Genomic DNA, 23,511 nt, shown 5'->3' with positions numbered 1-23,511 from the left:
CATCCCCGCTACCGGCCCGAAGACGGCGCCACTTCCACGAGCGGATTGTCTTTGCCGCTTGGTGGAGGGACATCGCGGATGGGAATGAGCTGTTTCCATTTCTCAAGTTGTGGCGCGTAAAAGGCGCGGACATGGATGGAATAGGAGAGCGGTTGCACGTCAACAGCGGTGGACGTCAACTCCGGCGGGCCGGTAAACGTCAATCCTTCCACCGCCAAAATGCGCTCGGAGTGTTCAAGCACCTCTAAAAACCGTTCAAGCTGATAATAGGAGGGAGATTCCACCGTCAATTGGGCGGTGATGGACTGGATGCCGCTTGGAGGAATCAACGCCTTGTCTCCGGACGCCTTGCTTTCCGCTCCATTCGCGTTCCCTTGCGAAGAAGATTCTCCGGTTCCCTGCCCTTCGGCGAAGCTGACGCTCAATAGCCGGCTGTCAGAAATATATTCCGCTTTTTGAAACACTAGCAACAGTTGATCGGCGAACGGGCGCACCGGCACTTTCCTCTGCAAAGCCGCCAGGCTCTCCGCCGTTTCTTCCCGATTCCCCGCCGCCTGCTTCTTCATTGCAGCCAATACGTTTTTCTCGCTTTGTACGACCGCCTCGAGCCGCTCCATTTGTTCGTAGCGCGGCATGAGCACGAAAACATAGAAAGCGGCAAACAAAAGAGCGGCAAGAAGAAACACCCCGGCAAACACGAGCGGCCATTTGCCAAAGCGGCCCATCATTCGTTGCCCCCCTCTTTTCGTGTCGGCTGAAGTTCCAGCTCATATTGTGCGATATACCGCGGCACGATCGCTTCCTCCTCTGCCCCGCCGCTTTCGCCGCTGGCCGAGAGGCCAGTCAATTTGACAGCTTTGACCAAATGAACTTTCTCAAGCCGATCTAAATAATAGGCCGCTTCTTCCGCCGCATCAAACTGCACGGTCATCGTCACCGTCTTTTGACCGGCATACGAAAAGTTCATGATAAAGCCGCGCTCCGGCAGTTGTTTGGTCAACGCCCGCAACAGCGGCACCGTTTTGAGCGGATAACGGTTCGCCCATTGGACCGCTTTAGCAAGCTCTTGCTCAGCTTGCTGCTGCTCCGTCGTTTTTCCCTTCGCCTCCATCGCCGCCTGCTCGGCGCGCATTTGCTGAAGCTCCCCTTCAAGCGCCGCGAGCCGTTGATTCGCACGCTCCATCAGCCAGTAGCCTCCCCCAGCGCCAAGCAGCAGAAGAAAAACGGCGAAGGCCGCCAGCACGGCGCCCGCCGCGCGGCGCGGTTCTTTTCGCGGCAGCAAGTTGATGTCAGCGATCATAGTCGGCCATTCCTTCTTTCAACGCCAATCCCCATGCGAGATGATAACGGTCCGGCAACGGATCAAGCGAGCGAGAAAGCCGCTCCGGCGGCACATCAAGCCGCTCTGACATAACGGCAAACACATCGTCAAGCCGCGGATGGTCGCCGGTGAGGAAGAGGCGCGTAATTTGCTGTTTTCCTTGCTGGATGGAAAACGAATAAAAGCTCATCATCCGCTCGATTTCTTTATACACGTCAATAAACGGGTCGACGATCGCAGCCGTCGGCTCCCCGGGCGCCTCAAGCGGCACATGGCGCATAAACTGCGGCAAATGGCGGTGGAAGACGCTCAAATTGACAGCCGATTCGTCAAACTGGACAAGCAAAATGTGGTCGTCCACCGCAGCTTGTCCAGCAACAAAAAACGGGCGATAGGCGCAAAGCGGGGACACATCGGCCGCCACCGGGCGCAGGCCGGCGTCTTCCAAGAGCGCCGCATAGTCGGCCACCGCCTCTTCCGGCGCGGCAAACAACAGCACGTTCAGCGCCTCCTCTGTCCTCTCGGCGACGACGTAGTCAAACACCGGATCGGCGAATGGAAGCGGGATCGATTCGCCAAGCTCCATAAACAAATAGCCGCGGATGTCCTCGTCCGGCAAATGAGCGGGAAGCGGCAAATGGCGGATCATCACAAACGGATCGGGAACAACAAAGCGGACACGCCGCCCGTCAAGTTTCCATTCGTCAACACATTCGTCCAAAACCATCGCCAACGTTTCCCGATCGGCGATTTTTCCGTCGCGAATGATGCCGGGCGGCAAGGCTCGCTCGCCCCATCTCCTTGCCTCGGGAGGATGCCCCGTCTTCGCTTCCACATAGCGGAGGACATGATCTTTGATGATGATGTTCGCCTGTTTCGCCTTTCGCCGCCATAACGCCATAGTCGCCTGCTTCCTTTCTGCCATCTTTACATAATGAGTGAAATATACGCGCGCACGATCGCTTCTCCGAAGAAAAACGCGGTCAGCGCCCCGAGCGCGATCGCGGGCGCAAACGGCATCGGCTTGCCGCGCCGTACGCGGCCCAATGCCATGCCGACAAGCCCGATCACCGTACCGTACAACGTCGCCAAGAAAAACGCGAGCAACACCATTTTCCAACCGAGCACAAACCCAAGCACGGCAAACAACTTCACATCGCCGCCCCCCATCCCGCCGTTGGACAGCACGGCGATCAGCCATAAAAGCGAAAATCCGACCGCCGCGCCAAGGAACATATCGGCCCACGGCAAAAACGGAATCACCAGCCGCTCCACCAAAAACAAACCGGCAAAGACGAGGAGCACCCGGTCGGGGATGAGCATGTAGCGAAGATCGGAGACGACAATGATGGCAAACAAGCTGATCAACGTCCACGCCACGATCAACCGCCCGCTCCAGCCGACCCAAACGGGAGCCGCGGTAAACAAAGCGGCGGTCGCAAGTTCCATTGTCGGGTAAAGGGGGGAGATGCGCCCCCCGCACCCTTGGCACCGCCCGCGCTGCATGACATACGACACGACTGGGATCAACTCCCCCGCCGACAGCGTCCGCCCGCACGCCGGGCAATGCGACCGCGGCCGGATGATCGACTCCCCGGCCGGCACCCGCAGCCCGACGACGTTAAAGAACGAGGCGAGGAGGAGGGAGTAGAAAAAAGCAAGACAATAGACAACCGCCGTCATTTAAGACAAACATCCTATTCTAATTTCACATCCTTTCGCGTCAGTGCATTTACTTCTTTCGTTCCGTCAATGTAAGTAAATTTTCCGTCACCATCCACGAGTTTCACCTTATATAAAATACCAATGACTTTGTTATTAGAATCCGTTTCCTTCACAATCTCCACTGTACTTTCTTCTTCATGATACTTGTTGGTTGAATGTTTTCCTGGGGATTTCGGAATATTTTCCAAATATCCACCCTCGTATAATTCTTTTAGTGTATAACTCGTTTTCGTGTTATTATCCGCCGCAATGGCTAACCGCGCCGCGCTGGCCATTTGCTTCGCATTGGCGATATGCGCGTCTTTCTTCGAGTTGTCCATAATGGCCCCAATCGCCGGGATGGCAATCGCCGCGATAATCCCTAAAATGACGATGACGGCGAGCAGTTCGATGAGCGTCAAGCCGCGCTCGTTTTTAATGATTCGCTTCAACATAGTTCCCTCTCCCTTTCAGACAAAATTAAAATGTTTTCCCTATCATTCTACAACAAAACGGCATAAATAGGAATATATTCTTATTGCCTACTGTTGAATATGATTAAAAATATCGTACATCGGCACGATGATCGAAGTGACGATCGTCCCGACGACGCCGGCGAGAAGCACGATCATGAGCGGTTCGATGAGCGATTTCAACCGGTCGGTGGCCGCATCGACTTCCGCTTCGTAAAAATCGGCGACTTTGCCGAGCATGGCGTCAAGCGCACCGGTCTGTTCACCGATCCCGATCATTTGCGCCACAAGGGGCGGAAACGCCCAATGGCGGCGGAGCGGCTCCGAGAGCGATTGCCCGCGCTCGAGGGAGGTCCGCGCTTCAACAAGCACCGATGCGATCACTTCATTTTCAACGACGCGCCCGGCGATCGACAGCGCCTCTAAAATCGGCACCGAGCTTGCGACAAGTGAGCTGAGCGTCCGCGTCAGGCGGGCGAGCGCCGCTTTTTGCACGAGCGTGCCGAACATTGGCAGCCGCATGGCGGCATAGTCCATATAGTACTTCGTTGTCTTTTGCCGCCGCAGGGCCACAAACGATGCGTAGACGCCGGCAAAAAGCAGGACGACGGCCCACCAATCCCGCTGCATCACACTGCTTGCCTTGAGCACAAACTTCGTAATCGCCGGCAGTTCGGCATGGAACTCGGCGAACATCTCGACGAACGTTGGCACAACGGCGACAAGCAAAAAAATAACGACCGCGGTGGCAATGATGGCAACAGCAATTGGATAGGCAAGCGCTGAGGTGATTTTTTGCCGCGTCCGATGCATTTTTTCAAAATGATCGGCCAAGCGGTCAAGCGTCTCGTCAAGCGTCCCGCTCGCTTCACCGGCGCGCGCCATGTTGACAAACAAGGGCGGAAAGATGCGCGGATGCTTTGCCGCGGCCGCTGAGAGCGGGTTCCCCTCACGCAACATTTGTTCAATATTTGCGAGCGAGCGAGCCAGCGCCTTGCTTTCTGTCTGTTCTGCCAAAATGCGGATCGAATCGACGATCGTCACCCCAGCGCGCACAAGCGTGGCGAACTGGCGCAAAAAGATGACAAAGTGCTGCAGTTTGACGGCGCGGCCAAACGAAATTTCTTTGTTCCATATGGACGGCGGCACTTCAGCCAGCACCAGCGGGCGAATTCCTTTTTCCCGAAGTTTTGTCGCCGCCTCGCGCCGCGAAACGGCAGTGATCACTCCCGCTTTTTTCCGTCCGCTTCGGTCGCGCCCCTCATACTTAAACTGCGCCATCGTCTCCACGCCCCCTTGCCAAATACGCTTCAGCCGCCAACGGATCGATGCGTCCATCGGCTGCAAGCTCTTTAACGCTCATTTCCATCGTCTGCATGCCGATGCTGCGGCTCGTTTGCATAATGTTGACGATTTGATGCTCTTTTTCGTTGCGAATTAAGTTGGCGACGGCCGCATTGTTCACTAAAATTTCCAGCGCTGCCGTCCGCCCGGTTTTGCGGCTGTTTGGAAACAAGCGCTGAGCGATGATGGCAATGAGCACGGAAGCAATCTGCAGCCGGATTTGCGCCTGCTGGGCCGGCGGAAAGACGTCAATCATCCGCTCAATCGCCGCCGGCGCGCTCGCCGTATGAAGCGTGCCTAACACTAAATGGCCCGTTTCCGCAGCGGTGATTGCCGTTTGGATTGTTTCCAAATCGCGCATTTCCCCGACTAAAATGACGTCTGGATCTTGACGAAGCGCAGCGCGCAATCCGGCGCCAAAACTGCCGGTGTCGAATCCTACCTCGCGTTGGTCGATGATCGATTTCCCGTGTTTATGCAAATACTCGATCGGATCTTCCAGCGTGATAATATGTTTCGACATCGTTTTGTTCATATAGTCGATCATCGCCGCCAATGTCGTCGACTTTCCGCTGCCGGTCGGTCCGGTGACAAGCACGAGTCCATGCGGCTTTTCGGCAATCCGCTTTAAGACGTCCGGCAGGCCAAGCTCCTCCAGCGTCGGGATGCGCACCGGGATGAGGCGCACGGCGAGCGACACGCATGACCGCTGTTTAAAGACGTTGATGCGAAAGCGGGAAACGCCGGCAATGCCATACGAAAAATCAAGCTCTCCGGTTTCTTGAAACTGCTGCCAAAGCGGCGCCGGAATGATAGATCGCGCCATTTGCTCTGTTTCCTCCGGGTGCAGGCGCTCATGGCCGTAAGCTCTCAACTCCCCGTTCAGACGAAAAATCGGCGGCGCGCCGACGGTCAAATGCACGTCGGAAGCTCGGCATTCAAAGGCAGCGCGCAATAACGCCTCAAGCTTTTCCTTCATCCGTCTCACCCATCAATGCAAAATGGCCACTTTCAGCACTTCTTCAAGCGTGGTCAACCCTTGCTTCACTTTCAACAGCCCATCATCCAGCAAAAAAATCATTTTGTTTTGCATGGCAAGCTCGCGCAATTTCGAAAACGGCTCGTTGTTTAAAATGACGCGCCGCATCTCATCGGTGACAACAAGCAGCTCGTGAATCGCCAGCCGTCCGCGGTAACCGGTCATGCTGCACGTCGGGCAGCCGCGGCCGCGGACAAGTTGATGAACCTCAATGCCGCGGCGGGCGAAAATGTCCCGCTCCCGCTTTGTCGGCTCATACACCTCTTGGCAGTCGCGGCAGACGCGGCGCACAAGCCGCTGCGCAACGACGCCGGCGAGCGATGTAGCCACTAAAAACGGCTCAATCCCCATATCGATCAAGCGGGTGATCGTGCTTAATGCATCGTTCGTATGGAGCGTGCTCAACACTAAATGACCGGTGAGCGAAGCGCGAATCGCCACTTCCGCCGTCTCGCGGTCGCGAATCTCCCCGACCATGATGATGTTCGGGTCTTGACGCAAAATCGAGCGGAGCCCTTGGGCGAACGTCAAGCCGACGTTCGGGTTGACTTGAATTTGGTTGACGCCTTCGATCTGATATTCGACTGGATCTTCAATCGTAATAATGTTCACGTGCTCGCTGTTTAAATGGTTGAGCGCCGCATAGAGCGTCGACGATTTCCCTGAACCGGTCGGACCGGTGATCAAGACGATGCCGTTCGGCCGCTCGATCAAGCGGATGAATCGATCTAAATTAACCGGATTGAAGCCGAGTTTATGAATATCGTTTAAAGCGGCGCCCAAATCGAGGACGCGCATAACGATTTTTTCGCCGTATACGGTCGGCAGCGTTGAAACGCGCAAATCAACCGGATGAAAATCGATGTCCATTTTGATCCGCCCGTCTTGCGGCACGCGGTGTTCGGTGATGTCCATATTGGCCAAAATTTTAATTCTCGCCGTCAACATGCTTTGCATATGCTTTGGCAGCGCCCGCTCGGTGCGAAGCAGGCCGTCGATCCGATAGCGGATGAGCACTTTCGTCTCCTGCGGGTCGATATGAATGTCGCTCGCCCGCTGTTCAACAGCGAGCTGCAAAATTTGGTTCACCAAACGAACGATGGGGGAATCGTCTTCAGCAGCCCGCTCGTCGTCGCGCACCTCAGGCGGCGGCATTTGCAAAAAATCCTCAAATGCTTCGTCGATGTCATAATATTTATTGATCGCCCGCAAAATATCATCTTTTGAGGCGATCGCCGTTTCAATTTGAAACCCGGTCGACAGGCGCAAATCGTCGATGGCAAAAAAGTCCATTGGATCGGCCATGGCAACGAGCAGCCGGTCTCCTTCCACCTTGAGCGGCATGAGCATATGGCGGCGGGCAAACTCTTTCGGCACGAGGCTGGTCGCTTTCGGATCGATCGGGTACCGGTACAAACTGACGTGCGGAATGCCGAGCTGAAACTCGAGCGCCTCAATCAGCTGCTGCTCCGTGATGTAGCCGCGCTGCAGCAAAGCGTCGCCGAGCTTTTGCCCAGGGGCCTTTTCGCGCAGCGCCTCGGCCAGCTGGCTTTCGGTGATCAATCCGGCTTCGACAAGCAAATCGCCAAGCCGTTTCCGTTCCTGCTTTTTGCTCATTTTTCCTCGCCTCCGCCCGCATCCGTCTTCTCTTCACTGCCAGCGGCGGGGGCCGATTCCCCGTTGCCCGCTTCATCGCCTTTCTTTGGCGCCGTTTCGCTCTCTTTTCTGCCGCTGTTTTCTGCAGTCGAATCCAACTCGTTCGCCGCTCCGTTGTTTTCCGTCACCCCATTCGACGGCTCCTTCGTTCCGCCTTCTCCACCGCTTTGCCCATCCGGCACCTCAAGGCCGCGTACGTGAATCGTATACGTTGGCGGATAAAAATCTTCGCTCACCGTTTCTTTGCGCACGAGCCGAGCGCCGTCGCGCACTTCGCGTTCCACCGTCACAACCAGCCCCGGCCGTCCGATTTGTTCCGTCCTCTTCTCGCCCGGCGCCAAGCGCGCGTCATAGCGGACGATGACACGTGGTTCGATAGACTCCGCCTCGCCTGGGCGAATGATATATTGATAGGCAAACGGCAACCCGATAATGGCAACACGCACCTTTCGTCCATCATGCCGGAGAAGAAGCGTGTAGTCGGTCGTGTTTGGGTTGAACCATTCCAAATCGCGGCCGTTGCTGATGGCCGCCTCAAAACCGGGCGTCACTCCATCCGGCAACATACGGCTCGTATAGCGCTCCACGACAGTGAAATTGGTCGCCAGCACCGCCCGGTACACCGCTGAAGCGATCGCATCAGCCGCTTCAGCGGACAAATCAGCCTTCATCTTTTTCATATAATCGCCAAACGAAAACAGCTGTTTCGCTTTGATCACCGCGCGCCGCTCGCCAGACAGCCAGCGGACGGCCGAAGAGTCAGGCGCCGATGCGGCCGCTTCGCTGACGACCGGCTGCCGGCCGTTTGCAAACGATATGTAGCGAGCCAAGTCGATTGAAGACGATGGGGGTTGCAGCTCAGCCGCCAGTTCTTCTAAGTCCGCCCCAAGCCGCTTTACATCCAACGCCTCAAGCGCTGACGGCGGAACGATGGCTGCCGCCGCTTGGAGGCATTTTTCTAAATCAGCGATCACAAACAGCGGCATGCGCTTCCCGTCGACAAACCGCTTCGTGCTCTCAGCAAGACGGAATGCAAACGCATCCGCCGGCAGGTCAATGCGCTTTTCTTGGTACTGCAAAGAAATGGAAGTGGTCGCCCGCCACTCGTTCACCCGCTCGACAACCGCCTGACGGGCTCTTTCCGGCGTCATGCCGGAGAGTGACACCGGACCGACCGCTGTGCCCGGACCAAGGCGGCCGTCATCCAGGGCCAAAGCATCATAGGCGAAGGCGCCCAAATGCGAAAAAGCGATAAAATAAACGGTGCAAACAGCCATGACAACAAACATTTTCCACGCGGCAGCCTTTTTCACCGCCGATCCCCCTCCATTATGCTTCCACATTCATCGAGACATCGACGATGACGCTTGGCCCCGCCTCTTGCGCCTTGCGCACATCCTCTTCGCCGAGCAGGGTGCCCGCTTTAAATAGCAGGCGGCCGTCTGTATCATAAATGTCTTTTGTCAGCCGCTTTCCGGCTAACAGCGCAACTTGTTTTTCTCTCAGCAACTGCAGCGCTTCAACATTTTCCGCGCTTTCGGCCATCGCCTCCATTTGCGCAGAAACGTCCTCTTCCGCCATGCCGCTGGTTGGCTCGATGCTCTCTGCCTTCAACAACTGCATCGGGTCATCAAGAAGCGACTCGTTCGCTCCGTCATTGATGATCAAAATATCTTTGCCGTACGTCAACACTTCCGAGGCTGGCAGCACCGCTTCCCCTTTCTCGAGTTGAAGAGCGACGCCGACAATATCCCCGGACTCTTCATCAACGAAAAACTCGCGTGCTTCGCCGAGCAGCTGCCCTTTGCGCGTGATGGCTTTCGTATTTTTAATCCGAATTTGCTTATTGACGAGCTGATTGGCGATCGGAATTTCCGAGAGGTCAATTACATCGTGCCCTTGCTCCACCGTCACGGCAAACTCGCCGATGCCCACGACTTTTTTAAATGGAATGGCCTTTAAACTGAGCTGCACATCGTCTTGTTCCACGGTCAAAAAATCGATCGATCCTTTGTCCGGGTTGATCACCAAACTTTTCACCGTGCCGATTTGTGCACCGTCAGCAATGCTGATGATCGGCAGTCCAATGATTTGCGCGCTAGCTTTCATCTTGTTCACCCCAACTGTTTGCTAGTGTTGCGGCAAACTGCCGCCAAAGCGCCAACTCTTCGGCCACAGCCGGATAGGCGCGAAAACGGTCAGCGAGCTCCTCAAGCCACGCTGCAAGCTTGCCGTACTGTTGTTCTGCTACATAATGTTCCATTAACAAACGGGCCAATACGTAATAGTCGCGGTCAGAAAGCGGAGCGTCCAAACAACGGAGGATGCAGCGCTCGTAATCGGCGGCGCCCAAACGACGGCGGTTGAGGCGCAATTCAAGAGCGACCGCCTGCACGACGTCCGGACCGATCATTCGCGCTGGCCGTTCGCTCTCTTCCTCCCGCCTGCTTTCCATTTGCCCCTCTTCTTCCAGATCGCGGCGCTCGGTTGATTGTTCGCCTTCCGGCCATCCATGCTCCACTCGTTGCCCTTCCTGCCTGCCACGCCCTGCTTTCATTGCGTCCTCCTGACGGGGCGGTTCGGCAGCCTCGTCCGTTTCCGGCAGCGAACGGTCGACAATACCGGGCATTGCTTCTTCCAAAAGCGCCCCTTCACACGGCATTGCCTGGCCGGAAGGCAGCCCGTTTTCTACAGCAGAAACGCCTGCCGAGCTAGAAGATATGAACGCGGAAAGTTGCCCATCCTCTTCTTCAAGGCTGAGGTCAAGCGCCTGCAGCACCGCCGCTTCGATGTCCGGCGTCATCGAGACAGGCAACTCATCGAGCCAATCGCGCAGACGGCGAGCCGGCTCAACGTTCAGCCCGCCGCCGTCATCCGTCATGGCGTTCGGCTCTACTGCGTCCAAATCCAAGGCAGGCAACTTCTCCAGCTCCACACGTTCCGAATCCAACGGGAACAACTCCTCTCGCTCGGCATCGTCTCGGTCCACGGAGCACATTTTTTGCTCCGCATCGATCGAATCCAACGAAAGCAGCTCCTCCGGCTCGGCTTGATCCGCTCCGGGATCGGAAGCAGCTTCCTCTACGCCATCCATCGTTCGAAGCAAGAAAGCAGTCTGTCTGGATTTCGGCGCCCGCTCCGCCTCTCCCGAATCTGCTTCCGACTGTGCAGGCAACGCTTCTGAAGCGGTGTTACCGGTTTCCTGTACGTGCGATCGCAACGCTTCCCCACTCGGGCCAGCGCCTTGAAATCCCCTAGAAGCGCTGCTTTGTCCAAAAGCTGCCGGCCAGGTCGAATCGACTAGATTTTCCGCTGCATTCTGGACTATCGTCCCATCCCTATCTCCCGCAGCCGTCCGGTCGCCACTCCCTTTCCATCCTCCCTTTCTCCGTTCTCCAGCTTCCCCCGTCTCCACGGACCGGTAAAGAAGCGGACCGAACCAACGATCAAGCAAATACGAGCCCGCCAACAGCAAAACCCCGACGAGCAGGACGATTTGCCATAACGGAATCACCGATTCGGCCAACTGCGCCAGCCCCGCAGCCAAAAAGGCAGCCGCAACAACCGCCGCGCCCCCGGCTCGGCTGAAGCCAAGCGGCAGCAGCCAAACGGCCAACAGCGCCACTATGAATGCAACAACGTAAACAACCGCCTCTTTCCACATGCCTACTCGTTCCTTCCCGGCGTATCATTGGCAATAAAGCGACAAATGTGCCATTGATCGTTCTCTTATCCTAAAATTCTACATGGCTCAACTCGAAAATATTGTATAATAAAGTTACATATTTTGAAAGAAGGTTGTGACAAATGGCGGGAAACAATTTTTCTCTTCCTAGTCGTCAAGCAGGATTTACGCTGATTGAAACGTTGCTCGCCGTCACTCTTTTATCGAGCGTCGCGATCGGTTTGTTTTACTTTTTCACAAATGCGATGATGCATACGTCTTACAACCAAGGGCGGACGGTGGCCGTCAACGTCGCCCGCGGCGTCGCTGTCTATTTTGAAAAAAACGCGGATTTCTCCCGGCTAAAAGAATATATGGAACACCATCAAACGCCGTTTCTTGAGCTCACAAAAGACGATTGCGGCGACGAATCGTTGGCGGCGCTGTTTTTTCCCGGAGAATCCGGCCAACGGCATACGGTATGCGAAGCGCAGTTCGGCCCGAAAATCAACAATGTCCGTTACGAAACTTCCGTTTACCTTGTCCGGTACGACAGGGAGGCATGGGATGCATTTGCTTCATCGTTGGAATTCACTTCCTTGCCTGCGCCGCTGCAGGCGCGCATCCGCACTGAAACGGAAAAAGCAGCCGAATCAAACGCCGGCGCCTACATGATCAAATTATACACCACCGTCCGTTGGGGCGAGCATGCGAACGAAACAGCGTGGGTCGAAGGGGTGATCACCGATGAAACAATCCGCTAGAAGGGAAGCCGGCATGACGATGATCGAGCTGTTGGCCGCCGTTTCCATTTCTTTGCTCATCATCGGCGCTATCTACACGGTGTTTTTAACCGGTATTCGCGCCTATGAGCGCATCGGCATCGAAAATGACTTGCGCAGCGAAGCGGACTACGCCATGGCCCGAATAATGAACGAGCTGTACACGCTCTCTCCGGATGGAATGGAAAGTCAAGAAGAAAACAAGCCGCTAACGACCATCACCTTTGTGAAAAACCAAGAATTCAAAGCCGATGTGGACACGGGGCTTGTCTCCCGTGAAGAGAAAAAGCCAGAAAACATCGAGCGGATGACGATCTCCATCCAAGACGGCGCGCTCGCGATCAATGGCGAAACGATCACCACTTCCCGCTTTTTGCTGGACGACTCTTCATCGTTTTCGTTCCGCTGCGCGCGAAAAGAAGGCAACCTTTGCCGGAGCGGCGTCATGACGATCCGTCTCATTGTCTCCGACCGTGGGCACGCCGATCCGAGTGGTTGGCTGTATGCGCCGCCGTTTACCTTAACAACAGAATTCGGCTTTTAAGCATTGCGTTTCGAAACTTTATCTGCGAAGGGGGGAGAGCGATGAACCGACTGCGCTTGAACGCGGCTGGCTACAGCTTGGTGACGACTCTACTCGTCATCACCATCTTTTTTTTGCTCGGCTTGACGATTTTAACAGTCGCCGTCCAGCAAACGCGGTTTACCGCGGTGCGCGTCGAGAACATCGAATCGTTTCATGAAGCCCAAACAGCCCTGAATGAAGCAATTGCTGAGCTTAAAGCTGAGCTTTCAGACGACGATTTTTTTGTTCGTCATGACATTTTCACCCCCAGTCAATGGGATGCCTTTCTCGGCATTAACGAGGACACTCCAGGCCTAGATACGATCGCCGGCAAGCTGAAAGCACGCTACGGCGTGGAGGTGGAAGACGTGTCCTATCGCTTGTACAACATTCCGACGAACAAAGTGTTCCTCCGCGCGCTCGATTTGTCCAAACCGTTTATGGACGGCCATCGTGAGCGGAAAATCAAACGGCTCGTCTTTTTAACGAATACGCCCAGCTTTCTCAAATACGCGCTCGGATCAAAAGAAACAGTCATTTTAAACGGCGGCGTCTATGTGAAGCAAGGGAACGTATACGCCGGACAAAGCGCCTACATAAGCAACGCGGCCAACTACGTGAAAAAAAGCGGCAAGTTAACGATCGCTCCTATCGATGCCGGATTGCCCGCATCAACGAGCGATTCGATTTGGCACATTCATGACAAGCTGCTGTTTTCATGCACGCAAACGAGCAGTTGCTGGAAGACTGACGGCCGAGCTTTCCGAATGGAAGAAGGCCTCTTCTCCCAAGAATGGCCGGACAATGGCGGTCCTCTCATTCAACAAGAGACGGACGATTTCATCGATATTGATTTCGAGCGTACTGTGAAAGATAAATTGCTTCAAGCAGCCGGTCTCTCGCCGTTGTCGCCTGAAACCCAGCAAGCGTATATCGAGCGAATTGGAAACAATGACCAGACACCGCTCGATGTAGCACGGGAGCTTTATCAAGAAGGAAAATTGGCTCGGGTCGTGACAGACGACAAAACACCGTATGAACAATCCATCAATCAGATGCCAAAAGACAAGCCGCTTTGGTTGGACGCAGAAGGGGAGGAGATGCCCCTTTATCGCGACATTGACGTGCAACAAAACGGACAAAACCAATGGCTCATCATCAATGGCAATCTCCGCATTGAAGGGCCGACAAAATCAACTGCGGCTGTGCGGGGCAATTTGATCGTGTTCGGTGATTTGACGCTCACTGGAAACTTGGCGTTGAACGCGAGCATTTACGTCACCGGCAAAACGACCATTTACAACAGCCATATCGACGGAGCGGATGGAAAAGGGCTCGTGTTGTTGTCCAAAGGCACGCTCGATATCGCCCGCATCAATGAATTTCAAAGCTCAAGTGAAATCCCGAACTTAAAAGGATATTTTTATACGGACAGCAGCGCGACGATTTATGCAGTCGGGTCGTATTTGTACATTGAAGGCGGGTTGTTCGCCCGCGGGAACGGAGCAGCTGCTCCGGATACAGACATCAGCGGGCTCGTCATCAACGCCTTTCGCGGCCGGATCGAGCCGAAAGACGGTGAGCCGGGGAACTTCATTCCAAGCTCTGACATACAACAATCCCGCCTGATCGTCAAATACAATCCACGGGTGTTAGTCGAACAAGGAACAGGATTGCCGTTTGTCAATCAAATCTCGCTCGTCGCCGACCGGCTTAAAGTTGAGTGAACGAATACAGCTAAATTCCCTCTCATCCACCCGATCCTTGGGCAAGCGAAAAAAGCGGCTCTCCAATTTAGGAGGCCGCTTTTTTCATTATTACCAACGCCCAGCGTTGCTGCCGCTTTCCCCCTCTTCTTCACGCGGTTGGACAAAGACCCACACTGAGGCTTGAATCGGCCTGCCATCCGGCGTTTTCGCGTTGGCGGTCGCCGTCACAACCGCGTAGCCGACGTCCACTGCTTCCAAATACCATCGGCCATTTTCTTGGACAACATTGACAAAGCGCGAGTCAGACGATGCAACAGAGCGGAGCGTCCGGTCAGTTGCATTTTCCGGAATAAAACGGAGCTCCGGCGCCACCTCCAGCCGATCGCCAACGTTCATGTGTACAATCGAGTTGCGGAACACCATACCTGTAAGCGCCACGTACGGATCCATCACCTTGATGACCGCCGATGCCGACGCATTGCCGCCATCGGCCGCGCGGACGGTGATCGTAACCGTTCCAGGCTTTAGCGCTGTCACCACACCGTTTTGGTCTACCGATGCGACATTCGGATCGCTTGATGTCCACGCAAGCGTTCGGTTCGTCGCATCGCTCGGGAAAATGGTCACAGGAATGGTCTGCGTTTCGCCGACGTTCATCTTCGTTTGATACGAACCAAGCTTCAATTCTGTAATCAGCTTTGTATACGTAAATGTCGCGCTTGCTAGACCTGTTCCCCTCGTCAATCCCCCTGATGCCTGCACCGTCACCGTATAGGAGCCGTCATTGGAAATGGCAATCGCATACGGTGAAGAAAGCGATGTCCAAGCGGCCGCCACACCGTTTCGCACGACTTGGTACTGATACGACACCCCTTCACCAGCCACCAATCCGGTAATTTTCACGGTCGGCGCCTCATAAGTCGTCGCTCCGTTTGGAACGGCGCCATTGGCCGTTACAACGGAAAGATGCGGCTTCATGTATACAGGCACCGTCTGGCCGTTGCTGTACGTGACAAGGAGCACGCCTTCGTCATTCGGATCATATTGCAGCGCCTTGACAGGCAATGGCAATAATCCATATGAATTCGGGTGTTGAGTCGTTCCAACAATGGTAGATGAAGCAGGAGTAAATTGCCACTTGTTTACAAGACCACTCTGATCGCCTTCATAGTAAAAATTCGGAAAATCATCCAAGCGAACTTTCATGCCAATTCGTTCCGTCGGCGGCGCGAGCATCGATGTCCGCGCCCCATAGCGGCTGTCGGTAAAGGTCACGACCGCAGGCGGCAATTGAACATTGTTCATGGCAAAATCAGCTTGCATCACCCATTGCGCTGTCAAGGTCAGTTTGTTGAGCTGGCTGTAATCGAACACCTGGCCGGCAAACGACCATTTGGCATAACGCTTGCCGTTGTTTTCAAAGGTTGAGACTTTGCCCTCTGGAACGACAGAGATACCGTGGGGCAGTTCTTGGACAATGCTCACATTACTGATCGTCCCTGTCGCATTGCCGACATAGCCGACAAGGGACAGCGAATACGTCGCCCGGAAGCGATTGTCGTTGCCATCGGTGGCTCCGCGCTTGATTAAGCTGTTGATCTCATTGGTCAATCCTTGCAATTTCACCGTGCCCGTAAATGACGGCGGCGCTTCGTCTTTGACGGTGACCGTCACAGCTTTTGTTATCGATGGCTGCAGTTGTCCATACACATCCCGATACGTCAACTCCGCGTTGAACGTATACGTTCCTTTCGCTTTAAACGATACGGGAATCGGAATCGTCACCGGCTCGGGAGTGCCTTGGCCGGCTTGATACGGAATCGAAAACGAAATATAGGCGTTTTGTTTCGCGTCATCAAGCCATACTTGGCCATTTTCTGCGATGGCGACATTGCCGCCAAACGACGAAAGCGGGATGCGGATCGTTCCGGTGATCGCCGGTGTCGTAGCAAGTTGGGAAAACTGTTGGAACAAAGCGGTCAAATTTTGCGTCGTGCCTTGCCGCGCTTCGCCGCCAGCAGTCGCCGACAGCGTCTGTAAATAATCTAAATCGACTTCACCGTTGTTGCCAAAACCAATCGAATATAAAGTAATATTGTTCATCCCAAGCGTCTTCGCCACCGCTATGGCATTGGCTCGAATTTTCGTTTCGATGCCGCTGTAGGTGAATGGATAACCGTTATCCCAAGACACTCGCCCTCCATTGACATAATCTTGGCCATCGCTGTAAAATTGGCGGGAATATCCTTTGTTGTCGGTAAAACGAATGCCAGCGGTCCGGCCGTCGCTGTACAGTTCGTAAGTGACAGGAAAAGAATCGGTGATTTTATTTCCTGTATACTGGTATCCGCCAAAAGATTTGGGCTTAACCTCCCGATACGTAATGGAATCGGTTGTATTCAACACGGTCGGCATGCCATCGGTTAAGAAAATAATGTATTTTTTGCGCGTCGGATCAGTGAAATAGGACTGGGCAAGCGACAGCGCCGCCGAGTAATTCGTCCCGCCGCTGGCGGTCAAGCTGTTGCCGACATTGAGAATGGCATCAAGCTGGCTTAGGACATCCGAGTATTTCCCAAACGGAACCACACTTGCTTGTCGGACTCCATCGGAAAACGGGATAAGTGCAAAGCGGTCATTTTGATTGTAATTGGACTTAAAATAGTTGACCGCCGCTTGCAAAGCGGATTTCGCGCTTTGCAATTTTGTCGATGTCATTGAGCCCGACACGTCCATGACAAACACGACATCGATGGGGGGACGGATGAGTCCTGAAACAGCGCCTTGTGGAACCAGCGTCACATCGAGCCGGCCTTGGGCATCGCCGTTTGGCGGCTTGGCGTATTCCGGCTGTGAAAACGAGAGGGAAAAATCCAATTTAGCCGTGCTCACCTCAATTTGCCTTGTATATGGATAAGGCGCCTGTGGGAATGAAAAATACACATCCTCTTTTTCATTTCCCAACACGCGATACGCATCGACGGTGATTTGGTAAGTCGCCGTCGTTCCCGAAGCTGGTGGCCACTTGCCGCGCATGTCGAGTGAAAACGTATACTTTTTCTCCCCGTTTCTGTTCGCCGGCGCTTCCACCGCTTCGGCTCGGTAGCTGACCGCCGTTCCGCTTTGTTCCTTCGGCTGAATGCGAATCATAAAGTAGCGAATGCTGTTCCCTTGCCCGTTGCCGCCCCCTGGTGCGGTCGCCCATCCCTCAATCTTCTCATCGGAAACAAACGTAATGGCCCCTTCCGGCTGATCTGCGTAAGCGACACCCGCCTTCACCGGCCATACACTCACCATCAGCCATAGCAACATCCCCCATAACAACCAGCCGCGCCGCCGTTGCATATGCCTCCCCTCCCGAGCCAAAAGAACTATCTTTCTTCTATTATATCAATCCTTTTCATCACTTGGCATTATTTTTTTAGAAGTTTTCGCACTTCAGATATAAAGTAAAGCGATCCAGTGACAAGCAACAGCTCGTCGTTTCCCATTCGTTTTTTCTTCTCGATGAGCCAGCCTGTCCAATCATCTGTCGCCGCCTTATGCAGATGAGACGAAAGGGCAGCAAGCGCTTCCGCCAACGCCGCGCGCGGAAAATCGAACGTTGTAAACGTCATCGTTGTCGCCAGATCATCAAGCAGCCGAATCATCCGCTCGAGCGGCTTGTCCGCCAATGCGGCAAACAAAACATGGACGCGTTTGTCAGGATAATGGGTGCGCACCGTCTCCACAAGCGCATGGATGCCGGCCTCGTTATGGGCGCCGTCAAGGATGATGAGAGGATTGTCGCTCATCCGCTCAAACCGGCCGGGCCAAGTGGCCGTTGCGAGCCCGTCGGTGATATGCTCCGGATCGATCAAAAACGAATAGCCAAGCCGCAATAGTTCTGCCGCCATCACCGCCACCGCCGCGTTTTCAACTTGATGGGCGCCGGGCATAGAAATGCGCAAACCGCGATATTCGGCAAATGGCGTCGTGACGGAAAACTGTTCCCCTTCGGCCGTCGCCTGCCGGTCGGAAACAGTGAAATCAACGCCGAGCCGATACGTTTTCGCCTTCCGCTCCGCCGCCGTCTTGGCGATCACGTCCCACGCCTCAGGCTCGTTCACTGCTGTCACAAGCGGAACCCCTGATTTAATGATCCCCGCTTTTTCCGCGGCGATTTGTGCGAGTGTATCGCCTAAGATGTTCATATGGTCGTAGCTGACGTTCGTAATGACGGAAACGAGCGGATAAATGACGTTCGTCGAGTCCAAGCGTCCGCCGAGGCCGACTTCAATGAGCACGATGTCTTGAATGTGTTTTTTGCCGAAATAATACAGCATCATCGCTGTGATCACTTCAAATTCGGTCGGCCCGCCGAGCTCTGTTCGTTCCAATTCATCCGCCAGCGGTTTGATCGTCTGCACGAGCTCTACAATCTCTTCATCGCTGATCGGTTCGCCGTTGATGCTGATCCGTTCGTTAAACTGCTCAACATACGGCGAGGTGAACGTCCCGACCGAATACCCCGCCGCCTGCAAGATCGAACGCAAATAGGCGACCGTCGACCCTTTGCCGTTCGTTCCCCCGATATGGACGGCACGGACGCGGCGTTCCGGTCGTCCAAGTTTTTCCATCATCCATTCCATCCGTTTCAATCCCGGTTTCATGCCAAGCCGCAGCCGCCCGTGAATCCAAGCGACCGCTTCTTCGTATGTTCGAACCATGTTGACCATCCTCCTTGTCCTTTGTACCCTGATCCATCAAGAAAAAACCGAATCGCATATGTCGAAGGCATTCCTCTTCTTTCAACAACATCATCTTCCATCGAAAAAGACGAATCCACTCGAAAGCGGATTCGTCTTCATCATAATCAACAGCTGGATCGTTTGTCTACCGTTTGAGCTCGGCGAGGCGCGCCTTGACGGCTTCGCGTTTTTCCATGTAATCTTGCCGCTTGCGCCGCTCTTCTTCGACGACATGAGCCGGCGCTTTCGCCAAAAATCGTTCGTTCGCCAGTTTCGTTTCGACGCGCTCGACTTCTTTGTTCCATTTGTCAAGCTCTTTTTCAAGCCGCTTAATTTCTTCCTCAATATTGATCAACCCTTCAAGCGGCATGATAAGCTCGGCGCCGGTGACGACCGCCGTCATCGCTTTGTCCGGCGCGGGAACGTTTGTATCGATCAAGAGCTCGCTCGGGTTGCAGAACCGCTCAAGATAGGCGCGGTTTTTCAACAGCGCTGCGCGCACTTCGTCGTCTTTCGCCTTAATATAGAGCGCAATCGGCTTGCTCGGCGGCGTATTCACTTCGGCGCGCACGTTGCGGACGGCGCGGATGATGTCGACGAGCATCCGCATTTCTTCCGCGGCTTCTTCGTTTGACAGCTCAGGGCGCGCTTGCGGCCACGGAGCGACGGTGATCGATTCGCCTTCATGCGGCAAGTTTTGCCAAATTTCCTCGGTAATGAACGGCATGAACGGGTGAAGCAGGCGCATCGTGTTGTCGAGCACATACGCCAGCACGGAGCGCGTCGTCTTTTTCGCCGCTTCGTCGTCACCGTAAAGCGGCAATTTCGCCATTTCAATGTACCAGTCGCACAAGTCGTCCCAAATAAAGTTGTACAGCGTGCGCCCTGCTTCGCCGAATTCGTATTTCTCAGCGAGCTTCGTCACCGTGTCGATCGTTTCGTTGAGACGCGTTAAAATCCAATGGTCGGCGACCGTTTTTTCGCCGCTCAAATCAAGCTCCTCGTACGTCATGCCGCCCATGTTCATCAAGGCAAAGCGCGAAGCATTCCAAATTTTGTTAGCGAAATTCCACGTCGCTTCGACTTTTTCAGTGCTGAAGCGCAAATCTTGCCCCGGCGAGCTGCCGGTCGCCAAGAAGTAACGAAGCGCGTCAGCGCCGTATTGGTCGATCACATCCATTGGATCGACGCCGTTGCCGAGCGACTTGCTCATTTTCCGCCCTTGGGCGTCGCGGACAAGACCGTGGATGAGCACGTCTTTAAACGGCCGCTTCCCGGTGAACTCGAGCCCTTGGAAAATCATGCGTGACACCCAGAAGAAAATGATGTCATAGCCAGTGACAAGCACATCGGTCGGGTAGTAGCGCTTGTAATCCGGCGATTCCACATTCGGCCATCCCATTGTCGAGAACGGCCAAAGCGCCGAGCTGAACCACGTATCGAGCACATCCGGGTCTTGCTCCCAGTTTTCGATATCTTTCGGCGGTTCATGGTCGACGTACACTTCGCCCGTTTCTTTATGATACCACGCCGGGATGCGGTGCCCCCACCAAAGTTGGCGCGAAATGCACCAGTCGCGGATGTTTTCAAGCCAATGCAAATACGTTTTTTCAAACCGCTCCGGCACAAACTGCACTTTCCCGTCGGTTTGTTGCAGCTTGATCGCCGCTTCGGCGAGCGGCTTCATTTTCACAAACCATTGCGTCGACAAATACGGTTCAACGACCGCACCGCTCCGTTCGCTATGGCCGACCGAGTGCACGTGCTCCTCGATTTTAAAGAGGACGCCTTGTTCTTGCAAATCGCGGACGATTTGCTTCCGGCACTCGAACCGGTCAAGCCCTTGGTATTGCAAGGCGTTTTCATTCATCGTGCCGTCTTCGTTCATGACAAGAATGCGCGGCAAGTTATGGCGGTTGCCGATTTCAAAGTCGTTCGGGTCGTGCGCCGGTGTAATTTTCACCGCCCCGGAGCCGAACTCCATATCGACATACTCGTCGGCGATGATCGGAATTTCGCGGCCGACGATCGGCAGCTTCACCATTTTGCCGATCAAATGCTTATACCGCTCGTCATCCGGGTGCACGGCAACGGCTGTATCGCCGAGCATCGTTTCCGGACGGGTCGTCGCCACTTCAATGTAGCCGGAGCCGTCGGCGAGCGGATAGCGCAAATGGTAAAGTGCGCCTTTCACTTCTTTATAAACGACCTCAATGTCCGACAAAGCGGTTTTCGTCACCGGATCCCAGTTGATGATGTACTCGCCGCGGTAAATGAGCCCTTTCCGGTAGAGCGACACGAACACTTCGCGCACCGCTTTTGAGAGCCCTTCATCGAGCGTAAACCGCTCGCGCGTGTAGTCGAGGCCAAGCCCTAACTTCGCCCATTGGCTGCGAATATGGCCGGCGTATTCTTCCTTCCACTTCCATGTTTCTTCTAAAAACTTTTCCCGCCCTAAATCGTAGCGCGACATCCCTTGCTGGCGCAGCTTCTCTTCCACTTTCGCCTGGGTGGCGATGCCGGCGTGATCCATTCCCGGAAGCCACAAAACATCATACCCTTGCATCCGTTTCATGCGCGTAATGATGTCTTGCAGCGTCGTATCCCACGCATGCCCTAAATGCAGTTTGCCAGTGACGTTCGGCGGCGGAATGACGATCGTAAACGGTCGTTTGTTCGGATCACCGGTCGCTTCAAAAAATTTTCCTTTCAGCCACCATTCGTAGCGCCCCGCTTCAACCGCGCGGTGGTCATATTTCGGCGGCATCGACACTTCCTGCTGTGCCATATCATTTCCCTCCTTCAACGTGATGGACAATGCGGCTGACGGCGGCTTCCCACTGAGCCATGCCGCGCAGCCGGCAAGCAAAAAAGCCCCTTTCATCCCAAAAGGACGAAAGGAGCTGCTTTCGCGGTACCACCTTTTTTCTTAAGCCCAAAGGCTTAAGCGCTTCATTGGCATAACGGCATGATGCCGGCTTCCTCTACTCGGCAGCAGCGCCTTTCAAAGAAGCAGCTCAAGGGCGACCTTCCAGCAGCCATCATCCTAGGAAATCTCGCAGCTTCTGATTTCCCTCTCTGCAGGTGCGGACCGCTGTACTCCTCCCCGTCTTCGCTTTTGTCATCATTGTTCGATTATTATACTACCATTGTCCATCATCTTTGCCAAGTTTTTATTTATTTATTCTACTGCCGCCCGTTTGGTGACAAACATTTTTTCTATTCATATTGTATAGTAAACCGGAGAAGGAGGGAATGTCGATGAGGCGATTCAACCCGTATTCGTGGCCGCCGTGGCTTCGGCAAGTGCGAGCCGTCTGCGCCCAAGTGATCATCCCGCTCACCATTTTTCAAGCGATCCGCACCATTTTTTTGCCGACGACGTTTGATGTCATTTTATTGGCCATCTTCGTTTTCATTGCCGTGGCGCTTCATCTGGAATGGATTTAGTGCAACGCCGTGTTGTTTGGGCTGCATTCAAAATCCATTTAACCATTGCTGCTTTCATCCGCCGGCGGTTCATTGTCCACCGCTTCTTCCTGCTGCTGCGCGGCGTCGCGTTGGACAAGGTGCATGACAACCGCCTCCATGTTTTTAAACGCCAAATAACAGCGCTGCAGCGCGGCCACATATTCCCGTTCGTTCCGCTCGTTGCGCGAAGCGGCCTCATACCGCTCCAAACAGCGGACAAACCCACGCGGCTCCGCCAAATGGCTGTATAAAAACGCCCGCTCCCCGTCGGACAGCGGCAGCTCCTTCTCGTACTCCTCCATCCCTTCAAACCACTCGCGCCCAAGCGGCGGCATTGTCTGTACGTGAAAACGGACGGCAGCGATCACATCAAAGAGCGGCGAATTCCAATGCGCCCGCTCCCAACTGATCCAATACGGGGGGATATAGTGGGAGAGGCGCGCTTTGCCGTGCACCCAGGCGATGCGCCATTGCTTTGTCTCTTTGAGCGTCTCTTCCCACGCATCAAGCCGTTCTTCAGCGAACGAGTACGCGCGCATCATCTCATGGAAATATGTGCAGCATTGGAGCTGAAACGGCGACATGTACCATGCCGCTTCGTACCGCTCAATCCGTTCTTCCCACACCGTCCGCGCCCGTTGCCATTCGTCCTTTTTTTGTTTTCGGTACGCCGCCGCCTCTTCCTCACTCACCTGGATCGTGCGGACGGTGGCGCGATGGAGGCGGGCAAGCTCGCGAAAAAAGGCGCGGACCGGGTCCCCTTCCGCCTTCGCTTCGCCGTCATGCCATGCTTGCACATAATAAAGACGGCCGCCTTCTGTGGCAAACAGCGACCGCCGCCGCGTCAGGCAAAGCGGGAGACAACGGGGGCCGCCATGCTGAAGAGACTGCCAAACGGCGGCGGCTTCTTGCTCGCTTTCGAGCGGCTTTAAAGCGAAAACGCCGCAGTTCGTGTATACCTTGACGGCTTTGCCTCGCTGCTCCATGCGCACTGGACGAAGCCCATACTGGACGAGCACAGCATCATATTGGTCAGACTGTGCGGCCATCGTG

The 23,511-nt window shown here is 54.7% G+C and carries 19 protein-coding genes and 1 other annotated feature; of the genes, 4 read left to right on the top strand and 15 right to left on the bottom strand.

What is annotated here, in order from left to right:
• Positions 1 to 8: 8 nt before the first annotated feature.
• The 11 genes from BJQ97_RS04595 to BJQ97_RS04545 form a co-directional block, all read right to left on the bottom strand.
• Positions 9 to 728, bottom strand: a complete 720-nt coding sequence (locus tag BJQ97_RS04595; RefSeq protein ID WP_160155686.1) for a pilus assembly protein PilO — start codon at positions 726 to 728, stop codon at positions 9 to 11.
• Positions 725 to 1,300 carry a fimbrial protein gene (locus tag BJQ97_RS04590; protein ID WP_160155685.1) on the bottom strand — a complete coding sequence of 192 codons (576 nt, stop codon included), beginning with the start codon at positions 1,298 to 1,300 and terminating at the stop codon, positions 725 to 727. Before BJQ97_RS04590 ends, BJQ97_RS04595 begins: the two co-directional genes overlap by 4 nt.
• The gene (gene pilM / locus BJQ97_RS04585) at positions 1,290 to 2,222 is read right to left on the bottom strand and encodes a type IV pilus biogenesis protein PilM (RefSeq protein WP_160155684.1); all 933 of its coding nucleotides are present in this window, start codon (positions 2,220 to 2,222) and stop codon (positions 1,290 to 1,292) included. Before pilM ends, BJQ97_RS04590 begins: the two co-directional genes overlap by 11 nt.
• Before the next feature lie 26 nt (positions 2,223 to 2,248).
• Entirely contained in the window at positions 2,249 to 3,004 is a 756-nt protein-coding gene (locus tag BJQ97_RS04580; RefSeq protein WP_160155683.1) for a prepilin peptidase, read from the bottom strand.
• Positions 3,005 to 3,018: 14 nt separating this feature from the next.
• Positions 3,019 to 3,480, bottom strand: coding sequence for a prepilin-type N-terminal cleavage/methylation domain-containing protein (locus tag BJQ97_RS04575; RefSeq protein ID WP_160155682.1), 462 nt, complete (start codon positions 3,478 to 3,480; stop codon positions 3,019 to 3,021).
• Positions 3,481 to 3,567: 87 nt separating this feature from the next.
• Entirely contained in the window at positions 3,568 to 4,779 is a 1,212-nt protein-coding gene (locus BJQ97_RS04570) for a type II secretion system F family protein (protein ID WP_160157537.1), read from the bottom strand.
• Entirely contained in the window at positions 4,766 to 5,821 is a 1,056-nt protein-coding gene (locus BJQ97_RS04565) for a type IV pilus twitching motility protein PilT (RefSeq protein ID WP_160155681.1), read from the bottom strand. Before BJQ97_RS04565 ends, BJQ97_RS04570 begins: the two co-directional genes overlap by 14 nt.
• 12 nt (positions 5,822 to 5,833) lie before the next feature.
• Positions 5,834 to 7,498 (bottom strand): GspE/PulE family protein, encoded by a 1,665-nt coding sequence (locus tag BJQ97_RS04560; RefSeq protein WP_160155680.1) that lies wholly within the window; start codon positions 7,496 to 7,498, stop codon positions 5,834 to 5,836.
• On the bottom strand, positions 7,495 to 8,850 hold the full coding sequence (locus BJQ97_RS04555; RefSeq protein ID WP_160155679.1) for a G5 domain-containing protein: 1,356 nt from the start codon (positions 8,848 to 8,850) through the stop codon (positions 7,495 to 7,497). The genes BJQ97_RS04560 and BJQ97_RS04555 overlap by 4 nt, the downstream gene beginning before the upstream one ends.
• Before the next feature lie 16 nt (positions 8,851 to 8,866).
• Complete coding sequence (locus tag BJQ97_RS04550) at positions 8,867 to 9,646, bottom strand: PRC-barrel domain-containing protein (RefSeq protein WP_160155678.1); 780 nt, start codon at positions 9,644 to 9,646, stop codon at positions 8,867 to 8,869.
• Positions 9,636 to 11,201, bottom strand: a complete 1,566-nt coding sequence (locus BJQ97_RS04545; protein ID WP_160155677.1) for a hypothetical protein — start codon at positions 11,199 to 11,201, stop codon at positions 9,636 to 9,638. The genes BJQ97_RS04550 and BJQ97_RS04545 overlap by 11 nt, the downstream gene beginning before the upstream one ends.
• 143 nt (positions 11,202 to 11,344) lie before the next feature.
• On the opposite strand from BJQ97_RS04545, the gene BJQ97_RS04540 reads away from it, so the two are divergent.
• Genes BJQ97_RS04540 through BJQ97_RS04530 form a run of 3 tightly spaced genes read left to right on the top strand, consistent with a single transcriptional unit; the run spans position 11,345 to position 14,275 of the window.
• A complete protein-coding gene (locus BJQ97_RS04540; RefSeq protein WP_160155676.1) occupies positions 11,345 to 11,965 on the top strand; it encodes a type IV pilus modification PilV family protein in 621 nt (206 codons plus the stop codon).
• Positions 11,949 to 12,527, top strand: coding sequence for a PilW family protein (locus BJQ97_RS04535; RefSeq protein WP_160155675.1), 579 nt, complete (start codon positions 11,949 to 11,951; stop codon positions 12,525 to 12,527). The genes BJQ97_RS04540 and BJQ97_RS04535 overlap by 17 nt, the downstream gene beginning before the upstream one ends.
• Before the next feature lie 41 nt (positions 12,528 to 12,568).
• Positions 12,569 to 14,275 carry a hypothetical protein gene (locus BJQ97_RS04530; protein ID WP_160155674.1) on the top strand — a complete coding sequence of 569 codons (1,707 nt, stop codon included), beginning with the start codon at positions 12,569 to 12,571 and terminating at the stop codon, positions 14,273 to 14,275.
• 90 nt (positions 14,276 to 14,365) lie between these two features.
• Here the strand turns inward: BJQ97_RS04530 and BJQ97_RS04525 are convergent, their stop codons facing one another.
• The 3 genes from BJQ97_RS04525 to BJQ97_RS04515 form a co-directional block, all read right to left on the bottom strand.
• A complete protein-coding gene (locus tag BJQ97_RS04525) occupies positions 14,366 to 17,602 on the bottom strand; it encodes a VWA domain-containing protein (protein ID WP_160155673.1) in 3,237 nt (1,078 codons plus the stop codon).
• A 68-nt stretch (positions 17,603 to 17,670) separates the two neighbouring features.
• On the bottom strand, positions 17,671 to 18,966 hold the full coding sequence (locus tag BJQ97_RS04520; protein ID WP_160155672.1) for a bifunctional folylpolyglutamate synthase/dihydrofolate synthase: 1,296 nt from the start codon (positions 18,964 to 18,966) through the stop codon (positions 17,671 to 17,673).
• Between the two features lie 166 nt (positions 18,967 to 19,132).
• Complete coding sequence (locus tag BJQ97_RS04515; RefSeq protein WP_160155671.1) at positions 19,133 to 21,775, bottom strand: valine--tRNA ligase; 2,643 nt, start codon at positions 21,773 to 21,775, stop codon at positions 19,133 to 19,135.
• A gap of 98 nt (positions 21,776 to 21,873) precedes the next feature.
• Positions 21,874 to 22,109 (bottom strand) — a binding site (T-box leader).
• A gap of 139 nt (positions 22,110 to 22,248) precedes the next feature.
• On the opposite strand from BJQ97_RS04515, the gene BJQ97_RS04510 reads away from it, so the two are divergent.
• Entirely contained in the window at positions 22,249 to 22,437 is a 189-nt protein-coding gene (locus tag BJQ97_RS04510) for a hypothetical protein (RefSeq protein WP_011232115.1), read from the top strand.
• A 38-nt stretch (positions 22,438 to 22,475) separates the two neighbouring features.
• Here the strand turns inward: BJQ97_RS04510 and ysxE are convergent, their stop codons facing one another.
• The gene (ysxE, locus tag BJQ97_RS04505) at positions 22,476 to 23,507 is read right to left on the bottom strand and encodes a spore coat protein YsxE (protein WP_160155670.1); all 1,032 of its coding nucleotides are present in this window, start codon (positions 23,505 to 23,507) and stop codon (positions 22,476 to 22,478) included.
• Positions 23,508 to 23,511: the final 4 nt, after the last annotated feature.

This window comes from Geobacillus sp. TFV-3 (assembly GCF_009901865.1).
Lineage (GTDB): Bacteria > Bacillota > Bacilli > Bacillales > Anoxybacillaceae > Geobacillus > Geobacillus thermoleovorans_A.
Note: the sequence above shows the minus strand (reverse complement) of the source record. Positions and strands in the feature narration are given on the sequence as shown.